This is a genomic window from Citrobacter sp. R4, assembly GCF_026719175.1.
Taxonomy (GTDB): Bacteria; Pseudomonadota; Gammaproteobacteria; order Enterobacterales; family Enterobacteriaceae; genus Citrobacter_A; species Citrobacter_A sedlakii.
On the sequence record NZ_JAPPSU010000011.1, the window covers coordinates 21,096 to 38,068 of the forward strand.

The 16,973-nt window shown below is 43.1% G+C and carries 14 protein-coding genes; 3 read left to right on the plus strand and 11 right to left on the minus strand.

The window, feature by feature from the left end:
- Positions 1-1,205: 1,205 nt before the first annotated feature.
- Complete coding sequence (gene repHI2, locus OOJ60_RS19035; protein WP_000159529.1) at positions 1,206-2,294, minus strand: IncHI-type plasmid replication initiator protein RepHI2; 1,089 nt, start codon at positions 2,292-2,294, stop codon at positions 1,206-1,208.
- A 1,107-nt stretch (positions 2,295-3,401) separates the two neighbouring features.
- Positions 3,402-5,858: an Ig-like domain-containing protein gene (locus OOJ60_RS19040; protein WP_001572417.1), complete on the minus strand. Its 2,457-nt coding sequence runs from the start codon at positions 5,856-5,858 to the stop codon at positions 3,402-3,404.
- A gap of 494 nt (positions 5,859-6,352) precedes the next feature.
- Here OOJ60_RS19040 and OOJ60_RS19045 point away from each other — a divergent pair.
- A protein-coding gene (locus OOJ60_RS19045; RefSeq protein WP_152919722.1) for an IS3 family transposase occupies positions 6,353-7,581 on the plus strand; the annotation gives its coding sequence in 2 pieces (ribosomal slippage) (positions 6,353-6,668 and positions 6,668-7,581; 1,230 coding nt in all).
- Between the two features lie 15 nt (positions 7,582-7,596).
- A complete protein-coding gene (locus tag OOJ60_RS19050) occupies positions 7,597-8,193 on the plus strand; it encodes a hypothetical protein (protein WP_046788420.1) in 597 nt (198 codons plus the stop codon).
- Between the two features lie 57 nt (positions 8,194-8,250).
- On the opposite strand, the gene OOJ60_RS19055 is transcribed toward OOJ60_RS19050, so the two are convergent.
- From OOJ60_RS19055 to OOJ60_RS19075, 5 genes are all read right to left on the minus strand, one after another.
- On the minus strand, positions 8,251-8,532 hold the full coding sequence (locus OOJ60_RS19055) for a hypothetical protein (RefSeq protein ID WP_000535422.1): 282 nt from the start codon (positions 8,530-8,532) through the stop codon (positions 8,251-8,253).
- Positions 8,513-8,962 carry a hypothetical protein gene (locus tag OOJ60_RS19060; RefSeq protein WP_094875903.1) on the minus strand — a complete coding sequence of 150 codons (450 nt, stop codon included), beginning with the start codon at positions 8,960-8,962 and terminating at the stop codon, positions 8,513-8,515. The genes OOJ60_RS19055 and OOJ60_RS19060 overlap by 20 nt, the downstream gene beginning before the upstream one ends.
- Positions 8,963-9,022: 60 nt before the next feature.
- Entirely contained in the window at positions 9,023-9,199 is a 177-nt protein-coding gene (locus tag OOJ60_RS19065) for a hypothetical protein (protein ID WP_000070863.1), read from the minus strand.
- Entirely contained in the window at positions 9,196-10,887 is a 1,692-nt protein-coding gene (locus OOJ60_RS19070) for a DUF4942 domain-containing protein (protein ID WP_042634269.1), read from the minus strand. Before OOJ60_RS19070 ends, OOJ60_RS19065 begins: the two co-directional genes overlap by 4 nt.
- A gap of 247 nt (positions 10,888-11,134) precedes the next feature.
- Positions 11,135-12,298 carry a hypothetical protein gene (locus OOJ60_RS19075; RefSeq protein WP_000114859.1) on the minus strand — a complete coding sequence of 388 codons (1,164 nt, stop codon included), beginning with the start codon at positions 12,296-12,298 and terminating at the stop codon, positions 11,135-11,137.
- A 369-nt stretch (positions 12,299-12,667) separates the two neighbouring features.
- On the opposite strand from OOJ60_RS19075, the gene OOJ60_RS19080 reads away from it, so the two are divergent.
- The gene (locus tag OOJ60_RS19080; RefSeq protein ID WP_001121575.1) at positions 12,668-13,480 is read left to right on the plus strand and encodes a DNA adenine methylase; all 813 of its coding nucleotides are present in this window, start codon (positions 12,668-12,670) and stop codon (positions 13,478-13,480) included.
- Positions 13,481-13,488: 8 nt separating this feature from the next.
- On the opposite strand, the gene OOJ60_RS19085 is transcribed toward OOJ60_RS19080, so the two are convergent.
- The 4 genes from OOJ60_RS19085 to OOJ60_RS19100 all read right to left on the minus strand — a co-directional run bounded on the left by OOJ60_RS19085 (position 13,489) and on the right by OOJ60_RS19100 (position 16,564).
- Positions 13,489-14,343: a hypothetical protein gene (locus OOJ60_RS19085; RefSeq protein ID WP_000970403.1), complete on the minus strand. Its 855-nt coding sequence runs from the start codon at positions 14,341-14,343 to the stop codon at positions 13,489-13,491.
- A 234-nt stretch (positions 14,344-14,577) separates the two neighbouring features.
- A complete protein-coding gene (locus OOJ60_RS19090) occupies positions 14,578-15,294 on the minus strand; it encodes a zinc finger-like domain-containing protein (RefSeq protein ID WP_046788421.1) in 717 nt (238 codons plus the stop codon).
- On the minus strand, positions 15,291-15,491 hold the full coding sequence (locus OOJ60_RS19095; protein ID WP_000594931.1) for a hypothetical protein: 201 nt from the start codon (positions 15,489-15,491) through the stop codon (positions 15,291-15,293). The genes OOJ60_RS19090 and OOJ60_RS19095 overlap by 4 nt, the downstream gene beginning before the upstream one ends.
- Positions 15,492-15,508: 17 nt before the next feature.
- Complete coding sequence (locus tag OOJ60_RS19100) at positions 15,509-16,564, minus strand: hypothetical protein (RefSeq protein ID WP_001065779.1); 1,056 nt, start codon at positions 16,562-16,564, stop codon at positions 15,509-15,511.
- Positions 16,565-16,973 lie beyond the last annotated feature (409 nt).

The window sequence follows — 16,973 nt, forward strand, 5'->3', positions numbered from 1 at the left end:
CACTGCCATTGTCATCGTGTAAATGACGTACCTTATCAGCTCAGCTGAAAGCAATGACAACGGTAGTGACTCTAATTGCTCACTGCCATTGTCGTCGTGTCTATTGAGAGCCTTATCAGTGCACCTGAAAAGCAATGACAACGGTAGTGATTCTAATGGCTCACTACCGTTGTCACCGTGTGTATTGAGAGGATGGTCCACTTAACTGGACGTATATGACAATGGTAGTGACTTTAATAGCTCACTACCATTGTCGGTGTGTGAATTGAGAGGATGAGCAGCTCAGCTGTACGTCCATGACAATGGTAATGACTTAATGAGCTCACTACCGTTGTCACCCTGTTAATTAAGAGGCTCATCTGCTCTTCTGGAAGGCTATGACAACGGAAGTGACTTGCTGGGCTCACTGCCATTGTCGCCGTATGAATTGAGAGGATCATCCGCTCTTCTGGATGGCAATGACAACGGTAATGACTTAATAGGCTCACTACCATTGTCACCCTGTGAATTGAGAGGATGATCTGCTTAACCAGACGGCCATGACAACGGTAGTGACTTTCTGGGCTCAATACCGTTGTCACCCTGTGAGTTAAGAGGTTGACCCGCTCTACTGGACGGCCATGACAACGGTAGTCACTTTCTGGGCTCACTACCGTTGTCGCCATATAGAATGAGAGGAGCATCAGCTCAACTGAACGGCAATGACTACAGTAATGAGCTGGATGAAGCATAACCATTGACATCTGGCCCAACCGGAAGCCGTATTCGCCAATCCAATCGAGATTCACAATGGCCGTGACTCGCCGCATTAAGTTCCGGTGTCCTCCCAAAGCTGAACGCACACTCGGAGGACAATGACAATGCCAGTAAGGTACACATCATTACCATTGTCACTATAGCTACCAGAGAAGCCGGGATTTGAATGTCGATGGTAGTGAGTGGGTCAACTCACTGCCATTGTCACCCCGTTACGATATTTTCCGTTGGATGTACTGGCCAATGAAGTAAAGCGTAGAAACCGGGTGTTAACAGGTGACTCAGGAGAAAGCGTTGAATTTCGCAATCTCGATCTACATAGGGTGGTAGAGAACAATGACAACGGTAATGACTTTTGACTCATTACCGTTGACGTGAAAGAGCGGGCTGGGACTAACGAAAATCGAAGAAGTAATTTAGCACCCGGAGCCTAAACCGCCGGGTTAACTTTAGCTGGCGTTGCTGTTCTTTTTCTGGCTTCGAAGACTACGAATATAGCGCAGTTCTTCAGCGGTTAAATCATGGACGGTAAGAACATCATCGCCGTCAATCGGGTCAGCTGGTGGGCATAACTCACCTTCTAAAACAGAAGACCCTGAGTTCTCTTCTTCATCTTCAACCACTTCTAAAGGAGGCTGAGTATTGTTCAAATTCAGATCGGGATCCCGCTTATGAATCTGGAAGTATACTTTTCCGTCTTTCTTAATTTCGGTGTACTTGAGGTATCCTATCGATGCCAACTCTTCAAGAGCCTTTCTCACGGTAGCATTCTGACTATTTGCTCGTGTTTTGAGGTTCAGACGATTTTTCAGCCGAGTAAGGGATATCGGTATAGGATTTGGCGGTAATGACTCTATGAACGTATAGAGAGCCTGGGCGCTTTCCTTCTTGGCCAACTCCTTAATTGCCTTCAGCTGCATCAAAACCTTATGATCGTATTGATAGAGCTCGAAAATCTTAGGATCAACCTGAAGGACAACCTGATCTGATTCCGGGTCTAACAGGGCAGACTGTACCAGATGCGTTGTATAGACTTTGGACGAGTTATTACTGGTGAACGACAAGGTAACGGATGCTAACCTGCGTAAGGAGGCGTCTATACGTTTTCTGGACGCTGTAGATGAGCGATAATTTTCAGGCGTACATAGCTTGAGGAATTCAGTGAATTTTAAGCTTATCGTGTCATTGTTAATCGGATGATTGGCATAGGTTCGAATGATGCCCATCCACGTCTTAAAATCTACTGACATATTAAGACGCTCACCGACAATTGAAATATTGGTGAACCCCTCGCTCTCCATTAAAGAGAGCGTCTGTAACTCTTTCGTTGCGTCAAAGCCAACCGTTTTATATTCCCGATTTTGACGCCCCACACTCTTTGGTGATGGGACGAACAGCCCGAGCCGCATCAAAGCAATAGACTGCACCGTACGGTTGCTGTTAGGACGCAAAATGATGTCTTTACCTGATTCTTTCTCTCTAACAGAGAAAGCCCTGGTGACCAGGTCCTGCTGCTCAGTATCTTTCTCTTTAGTCATAATAAGTTATCACTGAATGTGTAAACAGATTGGTGAATAGTAAGCCCCAGCGAACTCTATGTCACTGGATGGATCATTGTGATGATCCATATCTGTGCATAAGTTCTACCTAAAAAAACGACTCCACTCATTAAAACTTGGCAAAAACTCTTTGCATACAATGACCTGCAACTCTTATCAACAACGGATCAGATCAAGTTAAAAAGATCTAATGAAAAGTCACTACTATTGTCGCTCTGATCACTACTGATGTCAAAAAACTCATTACCAACGTTATAATAATCACTACTAATGTCAAAATAATCACTACTGTTGTCACTGATCACGTCTCAGGCCTTGTGCCGTCTGGCCTGGAGGCAGCGGGGATCTCTTTTGATCTATCAGGAACACTAAGGTACTAATTATTGGAACTACCTTGTGGAAAATGGGGATAAATAAATGCTTAGTTCTTATACAGGTCTCAACTTGCCTCCCTGATAAAAACTGTCGTCAAAGCTAAATCACAGCCACAGGCATTTTCGGTGGATAAATTTTTGAGAAATAGAAGCATACATGCAGACTCGTGTCGCAAGTAATTGAAAGTAATGATTTATTTAAATAATGCGAGTCACCTTACCTCACAGTGGAAGTTTAAGTCTAACCTCACTACCATTGTCACTTAAAATCATTACCAACGTCGAAATAGTCTCTACCATTGTCTTTTAAGTCACTCCCGTTGTCACTTATGTCGCTACTGTTGTCAGTGACAATGCTCCAGCCCAGTAACCATGCGGCCTACAGCGTACCGGGATCTTCTTTGTACTCTCTGGCACCTTTGGGATCATTTATTGGATCTACATGAGGGATAAAATCTTTTGACGATTTCGTAGTGCAGTTATACCAGCGACTTAGCAAGACAAAAGCTGCAATTTAGTGACGAGTTACTAGTCTGCCCAACAAGAGCAATGCAGAGAAGATATGTGGTGAAATGACCATGGTAGTGAGTCTAATCACTACCATGGTCCGCAGTAAGCGTTACTTACGCAATGAACGTCGGACTGATTTGCAACAACATGGGCTACGGCGCATCAGAAGGCGGCCGTTGTGCTTCAGCAAAACAGCCCTGCTTTATTTTAATTCTTCAATGTTAATCATGAACTCAGATCTGCCAGTAAGGCCGGATACAGCAGGGAAAATAGGAAAGCTACGGCTGTCCCCGAGCCCCAAATCCAGTTGAAGCTCTTTGCTTTCACCTGGCATCGCAGAAACGCCATTTACAGTCACGCCGAATGCAGCGTCCTTACGGACAGTAAGCACTGCGTCCTGAAGCCCTGTAGCGATTGAACCATCCTTTTTACGCAGCTGGCTGGCATACAGAACAGCCAGAGCAGTATTGTCAGATGTTTTGAGAGAAGCATTGACAGCTAAGGTTTTCAGATTCTCTAGCCTGACGAGATTGTTTGGAAGGTAGTTAAATTCGACTGAGCTTTCTTTAACGTTGTTCATCTCATCTTTGGCCTGAACTGTGAGAGTGTATGTTTCGCCTTCATTAAGAGACGGAAAGATCTTGGGATAATTAGGTGCATACAGGTTGTTTCCCAGATTCACCCAAGACAATTCCACCGCATCAGAAACAGGGCCACCGCGAAGAGTCATACGGCTTAAGGATGGTTTAGTTAGAGCATCGGTGAGCTGTATACGGACGTTCTCCAGCCCATATACTGTTACGTTTTTGCTGATCGGTTTTCCTTCGTAGCTAATACTTACAGATGGTGCTGTATTATCAACGACAACTGTTTGATAAGGGAGGTTACCGGTATTGTTGAATGTATCTTGGGCATTAATCACCACGTTATAACTGCCTTCTGGTACCTCTTTCATGTTGAACTCATACGTGTAGTTCCCAGACGCCATATTTCTACCTGTTTGTTTGCCGGTTACGCTTATTTCTGCGTTGTTACGGTTTTTATCTGACAACCAAACTCGATTTACATAAACATGGTCGAAATATGAACCATCTCCAGGTTGATTCACGTAAACCTGGAGAATGTTGGTGGTTTCATTGTAATCAAATCCAGTGACGGAGGGACCCAGTGTATGCCAGGCTATATTCTCCCATATAGGGGCAAAGAAGGTTGCTTCGGTGGTTGACCTTACTTCATAGCCACTATGAAGATAACCGGTAGTGCCATTTATAATATCCTGGGGCAAAGAGACGGTACAGGTTGTTGAGCCAGCTGGAATACTGCATGTTGCTCCGCCAGTGATTTTTTGATCATATGGCCTGGCCTGTACATTGAATCGGATATTAGTAAGTTTTATAGGCATATCAGATGCCTTGAACAGGTTCCAGTTTACGCTGTTGAACCATGTTCCATCAGCCTTTTGTCGTTCTATGGGTGAACTTCCCCAAGCCGGACTCTTTACAGAGGCAGGATCCCAGTTGAGCCAGCTGGCATACTGACCAAGATCTCCTCCAGACCATTGATATGTATTCACAGGTCTATAGTAGTTTCCATCTAAGGCACCCTGTGGCAGCTTAACTTCCACGTAGACATAGGTGGCATCTTCGGAAAGGACCTGTACTCCGCCATAGTTATTGGTAATGCTCATGCCACCATTTCGATATGGCTTCCAGTTAGTTCTTGGGATACGTATAACCAACTTGTAGGGGTTTTCCAGCACTGTAAGGCCTCGTTTAAACGGGACGTATCCCGAAGAAATGCCGGGTACAACACTGGTGCTTACACGTGAGTCATGAACTGCAAATGGCGTAAATTCTCCCATTTGATCGTCATATAAAAACCGCTGGGGAGGAATGTTAAGCGTATTTCCTGCCAGGTCCGTAACGATGAAATTGAAGGTGAATTCTTCATCAAGATCACTTGAGGGCATGCCAGCCTGGGTGTTCATATCTTTAATCCACGGATAGAACGCACGTTTATTGGCTGTGTCATAACTCAGGTTATTGTCGGAGACCACAGAACCATTACTTCGTTTAATGACAAGACGGATCTTGTCAATTCCACTAGCATCCTCAATACCGTCTGCAAATATAGAAAACTGGCCACTACCGCCTCGGCCCAACTCCCAAAGTGGCCCAGAAAGTACCATGTCGTAACCTGCGTTTTGACTCGGATAAATACTCTTATAGCGTGGAGGAGTTGTATCAACGATGAAATGATAAGTAGATGTGCTCACTACAGTCTGGCGAATATCCAGAGTTTCATTGACTACAGTAAAGGTCCCTTCTCCGAGCGCCGGTAGAACCATATCCTTTCCATAGTATTCTGTTCCATCGGCAGCAACGATACGATCTGCAACGCTCGTTTTGGTCGAGACGGAGGAATACATAACCTTTTTATCGCTGTCTCGTGTGACCGTCACTCGCTCGTACCGATCAAGACCCGATATCAAGTTCAGAGTCAAAACACCAGCGGGATTAAGATATGTTTGTGTTGCAGGTTTGATATTCCGAACAGCCTTATTGGTATCTGTAAATGAGTAGCTAAATACCTGAGCATGTGCCGAAGATACAGTAGCAAGGGCAGTTGCAACCATGCAGCCAATTAGAGTTTTACGCATATGATGCTCCGGGAATAGGTTATAGCCTTATTCTACGGATTCAGCCTACAAGGTCCGGTCGGATAAAGTGATAATTTGCCTGTTAAAAGAGACATCAAGTGAGAAAGCAACCAACGTACAGAATGCAAAATGGCGGCAGTGCATCTGGATGACGCAAAAGTAACTTTTTGTATCCACTTTTTTGGATTTTAGCCTTCAAAATGAGTATTCAACCAATCATAAAAGTAACTTTTGATAGACGCTGCTCCTTTATGTTTGCCAATTGTGCTGATATGTTTGTAAATTCAAGGAAGCGAGATTTTAAAAGCATCTGTTGAGTCAAATTTATGTAAAATAACAGGGAAACCATCACTTCTAGGTTGAGGAAACCCAATGTTATACATGCTCTTATGCTGTTTTCTGATAGACTGGCCCCCTGAATCTCCAGACAACCAATATCACTTAAATAAGTGATAGTCTTAATACTAGTTTTTAGACTAGTCATTGGAGAGCAGATGATTGATGTCTTAGGACCGGAGAAACGCAGACGGCGTACTACACAGGAAAAGATCGCTATTGTTCAGCAGAGCTTTGAACCGGGAATGACGGTCTCCCTTGTTGCCCGGCAACACGGTGTGGCAGCCAGCCAGTTATTTCTCTGGCGCAAGCAATACCAGGAGGGAAGTCTTACTGCTGTGGCCGCAGGAGAACAGGTCGTTCCTGCCTCTGAACTTGCTGCTGCCATGAAGCAGATTAAAGAACTCCAGCGCCTGCTCGGCAAAAAAACGATGGAAAATGAACTCCTTAAAGAAGCCGTTGAATACGGGCGTGCAAAAAAGTGGATAGCGCACGCGCCCTTATTGCCCGGGGATGGGGAGTAAGCTTAGTCAGCCGTTGTCTCCGGGTGTCGCGTGCGCAGTTGCACGTCATTCTCAGACGAACCGATGACTGGAAAGATGGTCGCCGCAGCCGTCACTCAGATGATACGGATGTGCTTCTCCGTATACACCATGTTATCGGAGAGCTGCCCACGTATGGTTATCGTCGGGTATGGGCGCTGCTTCGCAGACAGGCCGAACTTGATGGTATGCCTGCTATCAATGCCAAACGTGTTTACCGGATCATGCGCCAGAATGCGCTGTTGCTTGAGCGAAAAACCGCTGTACCGCCATCGAAACGGGCACATACTGGCAAAGTGGCCGTGAAAGAAAGCAATCAACGATGGTGCTCTGACGGGTTCGAGTTCCGCTGTGATAACGGAGAAAAACTGCGAGTCACGTTCGCGCTGGACTGCTGTGACCGTGAGGCACTGCACTGGGCAGTCACTACGGGCGGCTTCGACAGTGAAACAGTACAGGACGTAATGCTGGGAGCGGTGGAACGCCGCTTCGGCAACGAGCTTCCGGCGTCTCCAGTAGAGTGGCTGACGGATAATGGTTCATGCTACCGGGCTAATGAAACACGGCAGTTTGCCCGGATGTTGGGGCTTGAACCGAAGAACACGGCGGTGCGGAGTCCGGAGAGTAACGGCATAGCAGAGAGCTTCGTGAAAACGATAAAGCGTGACTACATCAGTATCATGCCTAAACCAGACGGGTTAACGGCAGCAAAGAACCTTGCAGAGGCGTTCGAGCATTATAACGAATGGCATCCGCATAGTGCACTGGGTTATCGCTCGCCACGGGAATATCTACGGCAGCGGGCCAGTAATGGGTTAAGTGATAACAGGTGTCTGGAAATATAGGGGCAAATCCATCTGATGCTCAACAGTACATTCGTTATGTTCAGAGCAATGTCTGCAATAAGTAAAGGATCCGCTAAAGAAAACCGGTCTGAAATATCGCTGATAGTCCTAGCAACACTTGGAATCGCATCACCATTCATTGTCGCAATGATTACTATTAATGAAAGTATGACATCTAAAACAGTAACAGATTTTTCTTTGGGTGCTCAGTGGTACGGAATGGTTTCAGCGGTAGCGCTAATGGGGTTATATGCTCGACGCGTTTGGAAAGAGAAGAAGTCCTTATTTACTGGCGCTTTCCTGGCCTCTTCCTTAATGGCCTTTATTTTTACTGACAGCCTTGTTTTCGTATCCCAGAAGGACACCGGCGTTCTGGCTACTTTCGTACTCGATAAAAACGCTGGAGATATTGATTGTAGTCGCCCGGCTATGATTGTCCATTACAGTAAAGGTGTTCCAACGGACTGGCGTTGCCCAACCAGTATCATGTTGATGGCGTATTCTTCATATCCTTTTTTACCCTGGCCTGAGTATAGCCATGGTACCAGCCAGTCTCTTACGGTTGTTATTGATACATTTATGGAAAACGCTGTTAATCTCAGCCAAAAATAAAAAATAAACCTCACTAGTGAGAGGTTTTATAAACCTGAGCCACCAATCTAATTAACTCTATATTTTTGTTTTAGCTTTTTTAAAGATAGACTTACCGAATAAAACAGCAATTATAGAGCAAAGGCCTGGCGTTAGGACAAAAGCTAATAATGCACTGCCAAAACTTGTCATTTCAGGCACCAGGAACCAGCTGATAGGCCACGTCAGGGCTGGTAAATTTAGCGGATCATAAAGCGCATGTAGAGCGCTTAACACACAGTAAAGTGCTAAAAAGCAAACTAGATAAACAACGATCCACATTTTAATTTGCTCAGCAATTTCAAATTTTGGACTGCCCATGCTTTACCTCAGTGGCTGAATATTGATGGTTAATATCTTTAATCACCCGTAAGCACTTAGTGCATACCTTAGTTCGATTTGTCTGCTTGTCCAGAGTGTATTTAACTTCAAGTTGACCTCCAGCATTAAGCAAAGTGAGCATCTCATCTTCTAACACGCTTCGGTAAATGGTCTTGGCCGAGAGTGTGCCCGGTAACGAGTACTCAACATAATTGTTTGAAACTCTTACCGATTTAGGGATTTTACCACTGAGCTGGGTTTCATTCGTTGAAGGCATTACAGTTACTTTAATCACAGTTGCCGGTGACCAGAAATCCTGATAACGCACTTTATGAATTTTATCAGCTCTAAGGCCTAACCACACATTTCCGGCGATAAGAACAATAAGCAATCCATAAACTGATCGTCGAATGTTACGCCTTTTAATCACAATGTCCCCCATCCCTCAAATATCATTCTAAATAACTGCACCAGGATATCATGAGCGTAATTAATAGAATTCTTCATAACCGGGGTTTTCAGTTGAGTTTGCGGACTCTTTACTTTGCGGTTTCTCACCCTCTAGTTGAGTATCCCTGACAGGCTTGGATTTACCCATGCTCCTCTGAAAGGTATCCATAACAAACTCAATATCTTCTTCTGGCAGGCTGGTGGGTTGGTTGCTCATAGGACTTCCTCTTGTTGAATACGTTCGGCGTACAGGATGCGAACCGAAACGGTCGTGTTTTCAAACTCGTTCTCAAAAACGTCCATCCATTCCGTCCGGAATTCTTCCCCCAAAAGGTTATCGAGCCCCTGAAGAGATAATGGAAGAACGGCTGCTAGAGATCCCCCGGCTGCGAGATGAGATGCAGCTGCCTGGAGATGCAGCCTGGCCCGGTTATCGGCAAAAGGTGGGTTCATCACGACATAATCAAACTTCTTCTGTTGATTAGACTTAGACCATGTGAGGAAGTCAGCTTCTGTCGTATCGTATCCCTTAGCCCGGGAGATAAGGCAATTCAAAGTATCAAGCTCGATGCCAGTAACGATCACACCGGCAGGGAATGATTTAAGCAAATCCGCATGGCCAATATTAGGCTCCAGGAGGGTATCCCCTTCCCCTGCACCAAGCAGGGAAGATACATATTCGCTGATTCGGCAAGATGAAGGGTAAAACTGATGCGATACAATATCAGGCATCTCCCCTATCTGGCCGATGTAACGAATAACCTCACACGGATCATAGGAAAATGTCACATCGTATTTTGTTACTGTTGCCCCTAAGAACCGAAGGGTGTCAGCGGCAACACTCGAAGATTTGCGTTCGGCGAGAGACCCTAAAGATGTCCAGCAACTCCATTTATTGTCCCCGTCATTTTTAAACATCAGTTCAGAAAGCTGCATCCGGGTATCAAAGTCGATGCACTGCTTAAGTACAGGGAATGCCTCCAAAGATTTCTTGCTATGAGCCATACGGTCGGCAGGTAATGCCAGCGGTACGATAGCTGATAAAATATTGTTAAGCCGCTCGGCGATATCAGGGTGGACGTCAATATGCATTGATCCATTTTTGTAAACCCTGAAACGAATACTGTTGCCATCGATGCAGATCCATTTTCTGAACCCCTCATGTTCGACCAACGCCTCAACCAATGATTTGGTGTTATGGATCGCCTTCACCTGTTCGCCACGGAAGAATGCGCATATAACGCGGAGCTCGCTCAGCGGTGAAATGCCAGACTCTTTAAAATCCACCCTTAATTTCTGCCAGGGGTATTTAGACGGCTCGCAAACTCCGGTAGTGATCATGCGGGTGGAGAACCCAAAAGCTTTGTTTGTCTTGTGACTGCGGCTCAGAGACTGGAAGACGTCGTAAACCCTTTCTTTAATAAATTGATTGCGGTCATTAAGCAAAGCAACGACTGTGCCCACTACAGCGTCAGCTGTGAAATCAGGGATCACCTGAGGCGGCATAATATAACGGTCGGCCGTAAACTGCTTATCCCATTCGTTACGTTTGGCATCCGACATGATAGGCAAAACATCAGTGAGTGCCATAACGCATTTCCAGTATTCTGATCTCAGAGCGTTTTCTGCGAACAAAGCATCCGCTTCTGAGATGCTGTGGTTGTAGCCTGAGAGATAAGAATAAAGTTTCTGGTGATTGTGGGTTTTGAACTGGACAGCCATGAGTTTCAACAAGCAGAGTTCATCATTATAGGACTCAACAAGATCCGCGATAATGCCGAGCTCTTTGCGCATATCTGGAAGAAATGTTTCAGGAGAGCTAACCACCAGGCTATGAGAGGTTGTTAAAGCCAGTACGCTGTGACCTGCATTATCGGGTTTAGCTTCAGAATCAAGAGATGACATTTTACCGGTCCTTTAGAAAAAACTTTTACCAGGATAGCAACGTCGCTCAGTAACCTAATAGGTTCAGTGACACGAAAAAGTTTTTTATGTCTCTGAATAAAACTTAAAGATGTCAACTCATAGAAAGAAGCAAAAAAAAAGCCCCGCATAAACGGGGCAAGAACGATACATGGAGGTTTAAAAAAGGCGGGCAAAAAGCCTGAATCCTTAATGACTCTGACAAAACCAGCACTTTGCCAAAAGTAAATTATTCTGCGTCCGGCTGTGGGTCAGTATCCTGATCGGTCTCTTCCCCTGCCTTCTTAGCATTTTTTTTACGTGGGTATTTTGGCTTCTCACCATTAAGTTTTGCCTGACGATTCTCCGCACGGCGAAGCTGCTTGTTCTCTGATTCTGTGATCTCTTTTGAAAGATTTCTCAACATCTCCAGAGTACTGCGGTTCAACGTAATGTTGATTTCTTCGTCAGCACTTGAATCTGTCAGCTCCGGCAATTCAATATCCCCCAGTTTCTGTAATAAGCTGGTGGTGATGAGTTTGACGCCTTCTACGGCTTTTGTGGCAATAACCGGCGGAATCCGTGCTGGCTTGAAGTCTGAAGGTCTGACTCGTACCTGACCATGTTGGGTTTTTTTCACCGTGATGCCATTCGCATCGGCCTGCTCAAGTTCTGCGATCATCTTCTTGATACGTGAAATTGCTTCTGTTTCGCCGAGCTCATCGATCAGTGAAAGCACGTTAACATACGAAATAGCGTCAGCATGAATCCATTTCTTGATAACAACAGAACAGGTTGTCAGGCGGATAAGAGAACTGATGGTCGTCGGGCTTTTATTTTCACGTTGAGCAATTCGTTCGAGTGACCAGCCAGCAAGAGAATGTAGGCGACGATAGGACTCGCCAAGCGCAACAGGAGAAAGCGCAAGACCACGGTTACCATCAATGGTCGCGAGCTCACAGCCAATTTCATCTTCTTTAATCTCAACGCAAAGGATTGTGATGTCATGATCTTCATCACATGCCATCATTGCGGCTTTTAAACGGCAGTGCCCCTGGCGAACAAAAGGTACCCCATCAATGACACGTACTCGGATAGGGTCTACATAGTCACCTCGAATGTAGGCATTCTTGATGTTGTAGATGTGTTCTTCAACCTCAGGGAGCTTATAGTAATCGTCACCCATTCCCATTTCGCGGGAGTTGAAGCCTGGCGTGACCTGAATTACTGAAGGGTGGATAGCCCATGCTTTCTGGTCACTTACTTCAGTACAAAGTTCAGGGTTTGCATCACGGAACTGTTTAAGCCCAGTGACGTAACGGCCTGTGCCAGTAACTACTGAAAAGGCAACATGGGCCGTTTTAAAGACCTTGTCATTAGCTTGCTGTGTAGGTTCTGTCAGTAAAACACTCATAGGGGCTCCGTTACATTTTTCTGCTTACTTTCTGCGTAGCGGGGATACTACCGAAAAAAAAATTCATAATTTTTCGCAAAAAAGGTACTTTTTGAGCCTATTCTGATTTTTTACAAAAAAAGGTGGCTCCCCATTACTTGTGATGGCATAAAAATCGCTTCATAAACAAATACATAAATCCAAAACATAAAGTTCAGGTATAAGTGAGGAAAAATCTTATAAATCCGAAATGCTGAAAGTCAAAACTGTGCGTCTTAAACAACTTTTTTTTGCTCCCTAAGTTATTAGTTAAAGCCCGTGGTTAGGTACGATACCAGCACCTAAATTTCTCTCTCAGGTATAGACACTTTGACTCGACATCTCAGACACATGCCGATAATCAAATGGGCTGGTGGAAAAACGAAACTGATGCCTTTCATCAGCCATCACTACCCACACGATCATAGTTGCCGGTGGGTAGAACCCTTTATAGGCGGTGGTGCCGTTTTTCTGAACATGTTTGCACAAAATGCATTGCTTGCAGATAGCAATCCAGACTTGATCAACCTATACAGGACTATTCAAAGACAGAAAACTAACTTTATAAATCAGGTCCAAAACTTGGCGGATAAAACCTTTGTCGAAAAGGACTACTATGAGATGAGGGACCGTTTCAACAAAACCTGTATTTCTGGTCAATCGCTTCAAAGAGCGGCTTTGTTTTACTCCCTGAATCGCCTGGGCTATAACGGTATGTGCCGCTATAACTCAGAAAGAATCTATTCAGTGCCGTGGGGGAAACATACAGAACTGAAGCTTGACCTCAATAAAATAGACTACCTTTCATTTCGTCTTTCAGGTATTGAACTGATCACCGCTGGTTTTGAGGAGACTCTGGCCGCAACCGGTGAAGGAGATCAGATTTACTGTGATCCGCCATATGACAAAACAAGCAAAACTAGTTTTGTCAGTTACGATGGTAAACCGTTCAGCCAAAGCGACCACGTGCTGTTAGCAAATATGCTCGTTGACGCTCACAGAAAAGGCGCTGCTGTTGCGATATCAAATAGCCTGACATCATTCACTTTGGGCCTCTATGAAGAGCGTGGATTCGTCATACACAGACTCAGCGCTTACCGATCCGTAGGAAGTAAGCCGAATACACGGAAAACGGAAACAGAAATACTGGCCGTGCTGAAATAGAGTAAATTCTAATCAACTAGGCTAATCCATTCCTCAAAAGTTAATACCTCAGGGTAAGTTCGTTGAACATAAGGTATAAACTGAAGCTCTTCTATTCTCCGGTCGCCCCTCTTTCCTTCGCAAATAAATGAAATGAGTCCTTGCTGAGAAAGGCCAGTAAGGACGCTCATAAGTCTTATATTTAGACTTTTAAGCTGTAAGTCGTTATTAATGTCCTCCACTTTATGAGAGCTCTGGCCTGAACGTTTAAGATACTCGTAAACCATGAAATTCGAATTTCGTCGTTTTAACAATTTTTCGGTTATGCATTCCTGAATGAAGTCGCCAAGAGCATCTAAAAGCGGACTGAGAACTACCGGGAAAGTTAATGTGTAACTTTGAGAAGTTTTAGACAAAGTGAATGAGTTTAGAAAGCTAAAGTTTAGTCTCTTTTTTGAATATGGAACATAAGCGACAAGAGTAGTCGACATAACAGTAAGTAAAGCTTCAAGATGGTTCACTGTTATTAAAGTGGTTTTATCTGTATTTCTAAGATTATGGAAATCAATAAACGCTACTCTTGAACGGCTAAGCCAATCTTGTACTTTAATGTCGATAGAAAATTGCGAGATATGATTTGAACATTCATTTTGGGTGATAGGGCATGCAGACGAAAGATGGTTATGGATTATCATGCATAGCACAAAAAAAGGAAAACGGCAGGCTGTGGGGCATTGAAAACCGGTTAAAGAAAGCTTAGACGTTTCATATGCGCTTACCGGAAAAGTAACTTTTCTTAACGTTGGCTTTGACGATGTTCTTGCATTTTTACAAATGAAACCGAGACCCAGATCATTGTGCATTTTAAAGTCCATCTCCATCATCACCTTTTAGCCTTAACTGTATGGTATTGGTATACAAAAAATTAAAATTATAATTAATAAGATTATCATTTTTTTACAATAGAAAAGGTTCTGATAGAGGGGAATTTAAATGTAAAAGATTTATACTCGCAGATCTTTATGAGGGATAAAACCCATTGCGTAAGCAACAATATTACGTGAGTGAGTCCTAACGACAGTTAAAGTCTTGGCTCTATATTTAAGCAGCAAAAACATTTAACTGTCTTGGAGTTTATTTAACTTAAAAACTGTTATTGCAGCATAATTTTTCGAATCAAATTCATAGAATTTTCTGACTTTTCCAGTCAAATGATAACGTTCACCCAATAAAATGTGATCCTGTTTATCGGCCGTTAAAGCGATCCCGTCATTTCTAACTTTACCAGTAAATGTAAAAAAATAACTCCCTTTACTTTTTGCGTACGCGGCCCTGACTTCAGTAAATGTTAGTTCAATGCTTATGACCTGGCCGATATTGTAGCTATGTTTTAAAATTTCTTGTTCATTTTCCGGAGTTTCAGACAACATCACATCAAAAGTTGTAAATAAACAATCCAGCTGGCGTTCTGTCAAGAAACGGTTATTGTCTAATTGCGCCAATATACTATTAGAAAACTTAGTGTTAGCCTTTTTTGCTTTCTCAATAAGGACGTGGTTTCTGGATTTCCATGCTTCGAGTGTTGGGTTAACACGCAGTTCCGGAATGTTATCGAGAAAGGTAATTGGCTCTAGTGCCACTAATTTTTCAATAATGGGTCCAACTGTTTGTACCCCATGACACTTTTCACATAAATCAGCCCCTTTGTGGCCTGTGCCCGCACATTCGTTACATTCTCTTTCGATAGGTGCATAATAATTTCCATCTCCGTTAAGTGATACATTCACTGAGGCTGGTACCATATGACCATCAAGAGTAAAGAAAAGAGATTTCATTTTCGAAACACCTCCAAACGTGCCTCTACGATTGCTACAGCTTCTTTCACAGTTTTTTCATAGTGGTCATGCCCTTCAGGAAATTGATCAAAACGTTTACCGTGTTCTAACTCTTCCATGTTGCGTTTAAGGACTTCATGAGTTAGAAGCAAATCACTATAATTATCGATAAGAGTCAGCTTTATAGGTTTAATCACTCAACTAATCCTCGTTTTTAATATTCCTTAAGGAGATCTCGAATTTCCAGAAGCTCTTCTAATTTTGGTTTAGAAACAATGATTGCTGTATTTTCGTCGTTAAGTAAAGACAATAAAATATTTAGCTTTTCATCATTCAAGATTATTTGAACACCATCATTGGAAAATATTACATTATTACTATTAACATTTTTGAACAAGTGTGCACTATCTCTACCAAATTTTAGTTCTGTTTGAGTATTCGTTATAGATTCCGTATGTGTACTTTCCACAAGCTCAAGAAATTCAGATTTTAGCCGTTCTGTTTTCTTATGCGAGAGGCGCTTAATACCCAAAGTCTTACGAGTGACTGCCGAATTTTTCTTTTCTGGTCCGCCTTTATTTAAGGTGTCTGGTCCTGCTCCAGCTGCATTGTGTTCAGGTATGCCTACAATTTTGCTCGTTGTAGTCTCAATATTCTTAACGCCAGGTAAGAAACCTTCTATATGTTTTAAAACCATTTTGTGATCGTTGGAATATTTTAACATTATTTCAATGGCGAGCGTTTTTTTGATTAGATTTAGGCTAATCAAACGTTGAAGCTCTAATGGCATATCAAGGATTTTTAGCATATTACGAATTGCGGTAGTTGATCGTTGATATCGCATTGCTAGTTCTTCAACCGAATACCCGAGACTAACAGCATGAGCTAATGCATGAGCTTGCCCAACCGGATTTAGCCCATTGCTTCTGTTACCATCGAGGTTCTCAAGGTATTCTTCAATTTCGTTTTTATAATCGATTAGGATAACAGATAATTTTGGAATATTAGCACCTTCAGAAATTGCTAATTTTAAGCCATGAAAACGAGTATGACCTTGACGAACTAAATATTTACCTTTTCTTTTTACGACCTTGATCATATCAACCTGCCTTCCTTCCTTAAAGGCTTGTTTGATTGACACAATCATCGACTTGACAGGTTCTTGTTCGTAACACAAATCTCCGATTACCGCCTCTCGGGGATTAAATCCCTTTTCAATTTCAACTAGATTAGTATCCACTTCAATGACTGTATGTTTGCTGTTGTTCATATCTTCCTCCTGTTTACTACATGATACATGAACCTCAAATTTGCCAAATAGGGCTGATACATCTAAAAGGTAAACTCAAAAAATTTGCTTAATAAAATTAAAATAAAAACTGTCTTGAATAAAACAATGATAGTAGACCCTCGTTCATTTCCGTTTGCGATCTGTAGATATTGTTAAAGGAGCGCTATTCCTTGTTTTATATGGACTTATCATTGTTTTCAACAGGATAGATCAATTCTTTAGATCACTAAAGATCAATAGAGTTCAAGTAAAGATCACGGCATCTTTAACTCATTGATTATAGTGACTTTATGAAAGGATCCGGCATTCGGATGCATGCGAAAAGCATTTGAATGAATAAGGAAGGCATTTACTGGAATGCTTATGGCATTTAGGTTAATGCGTAAAA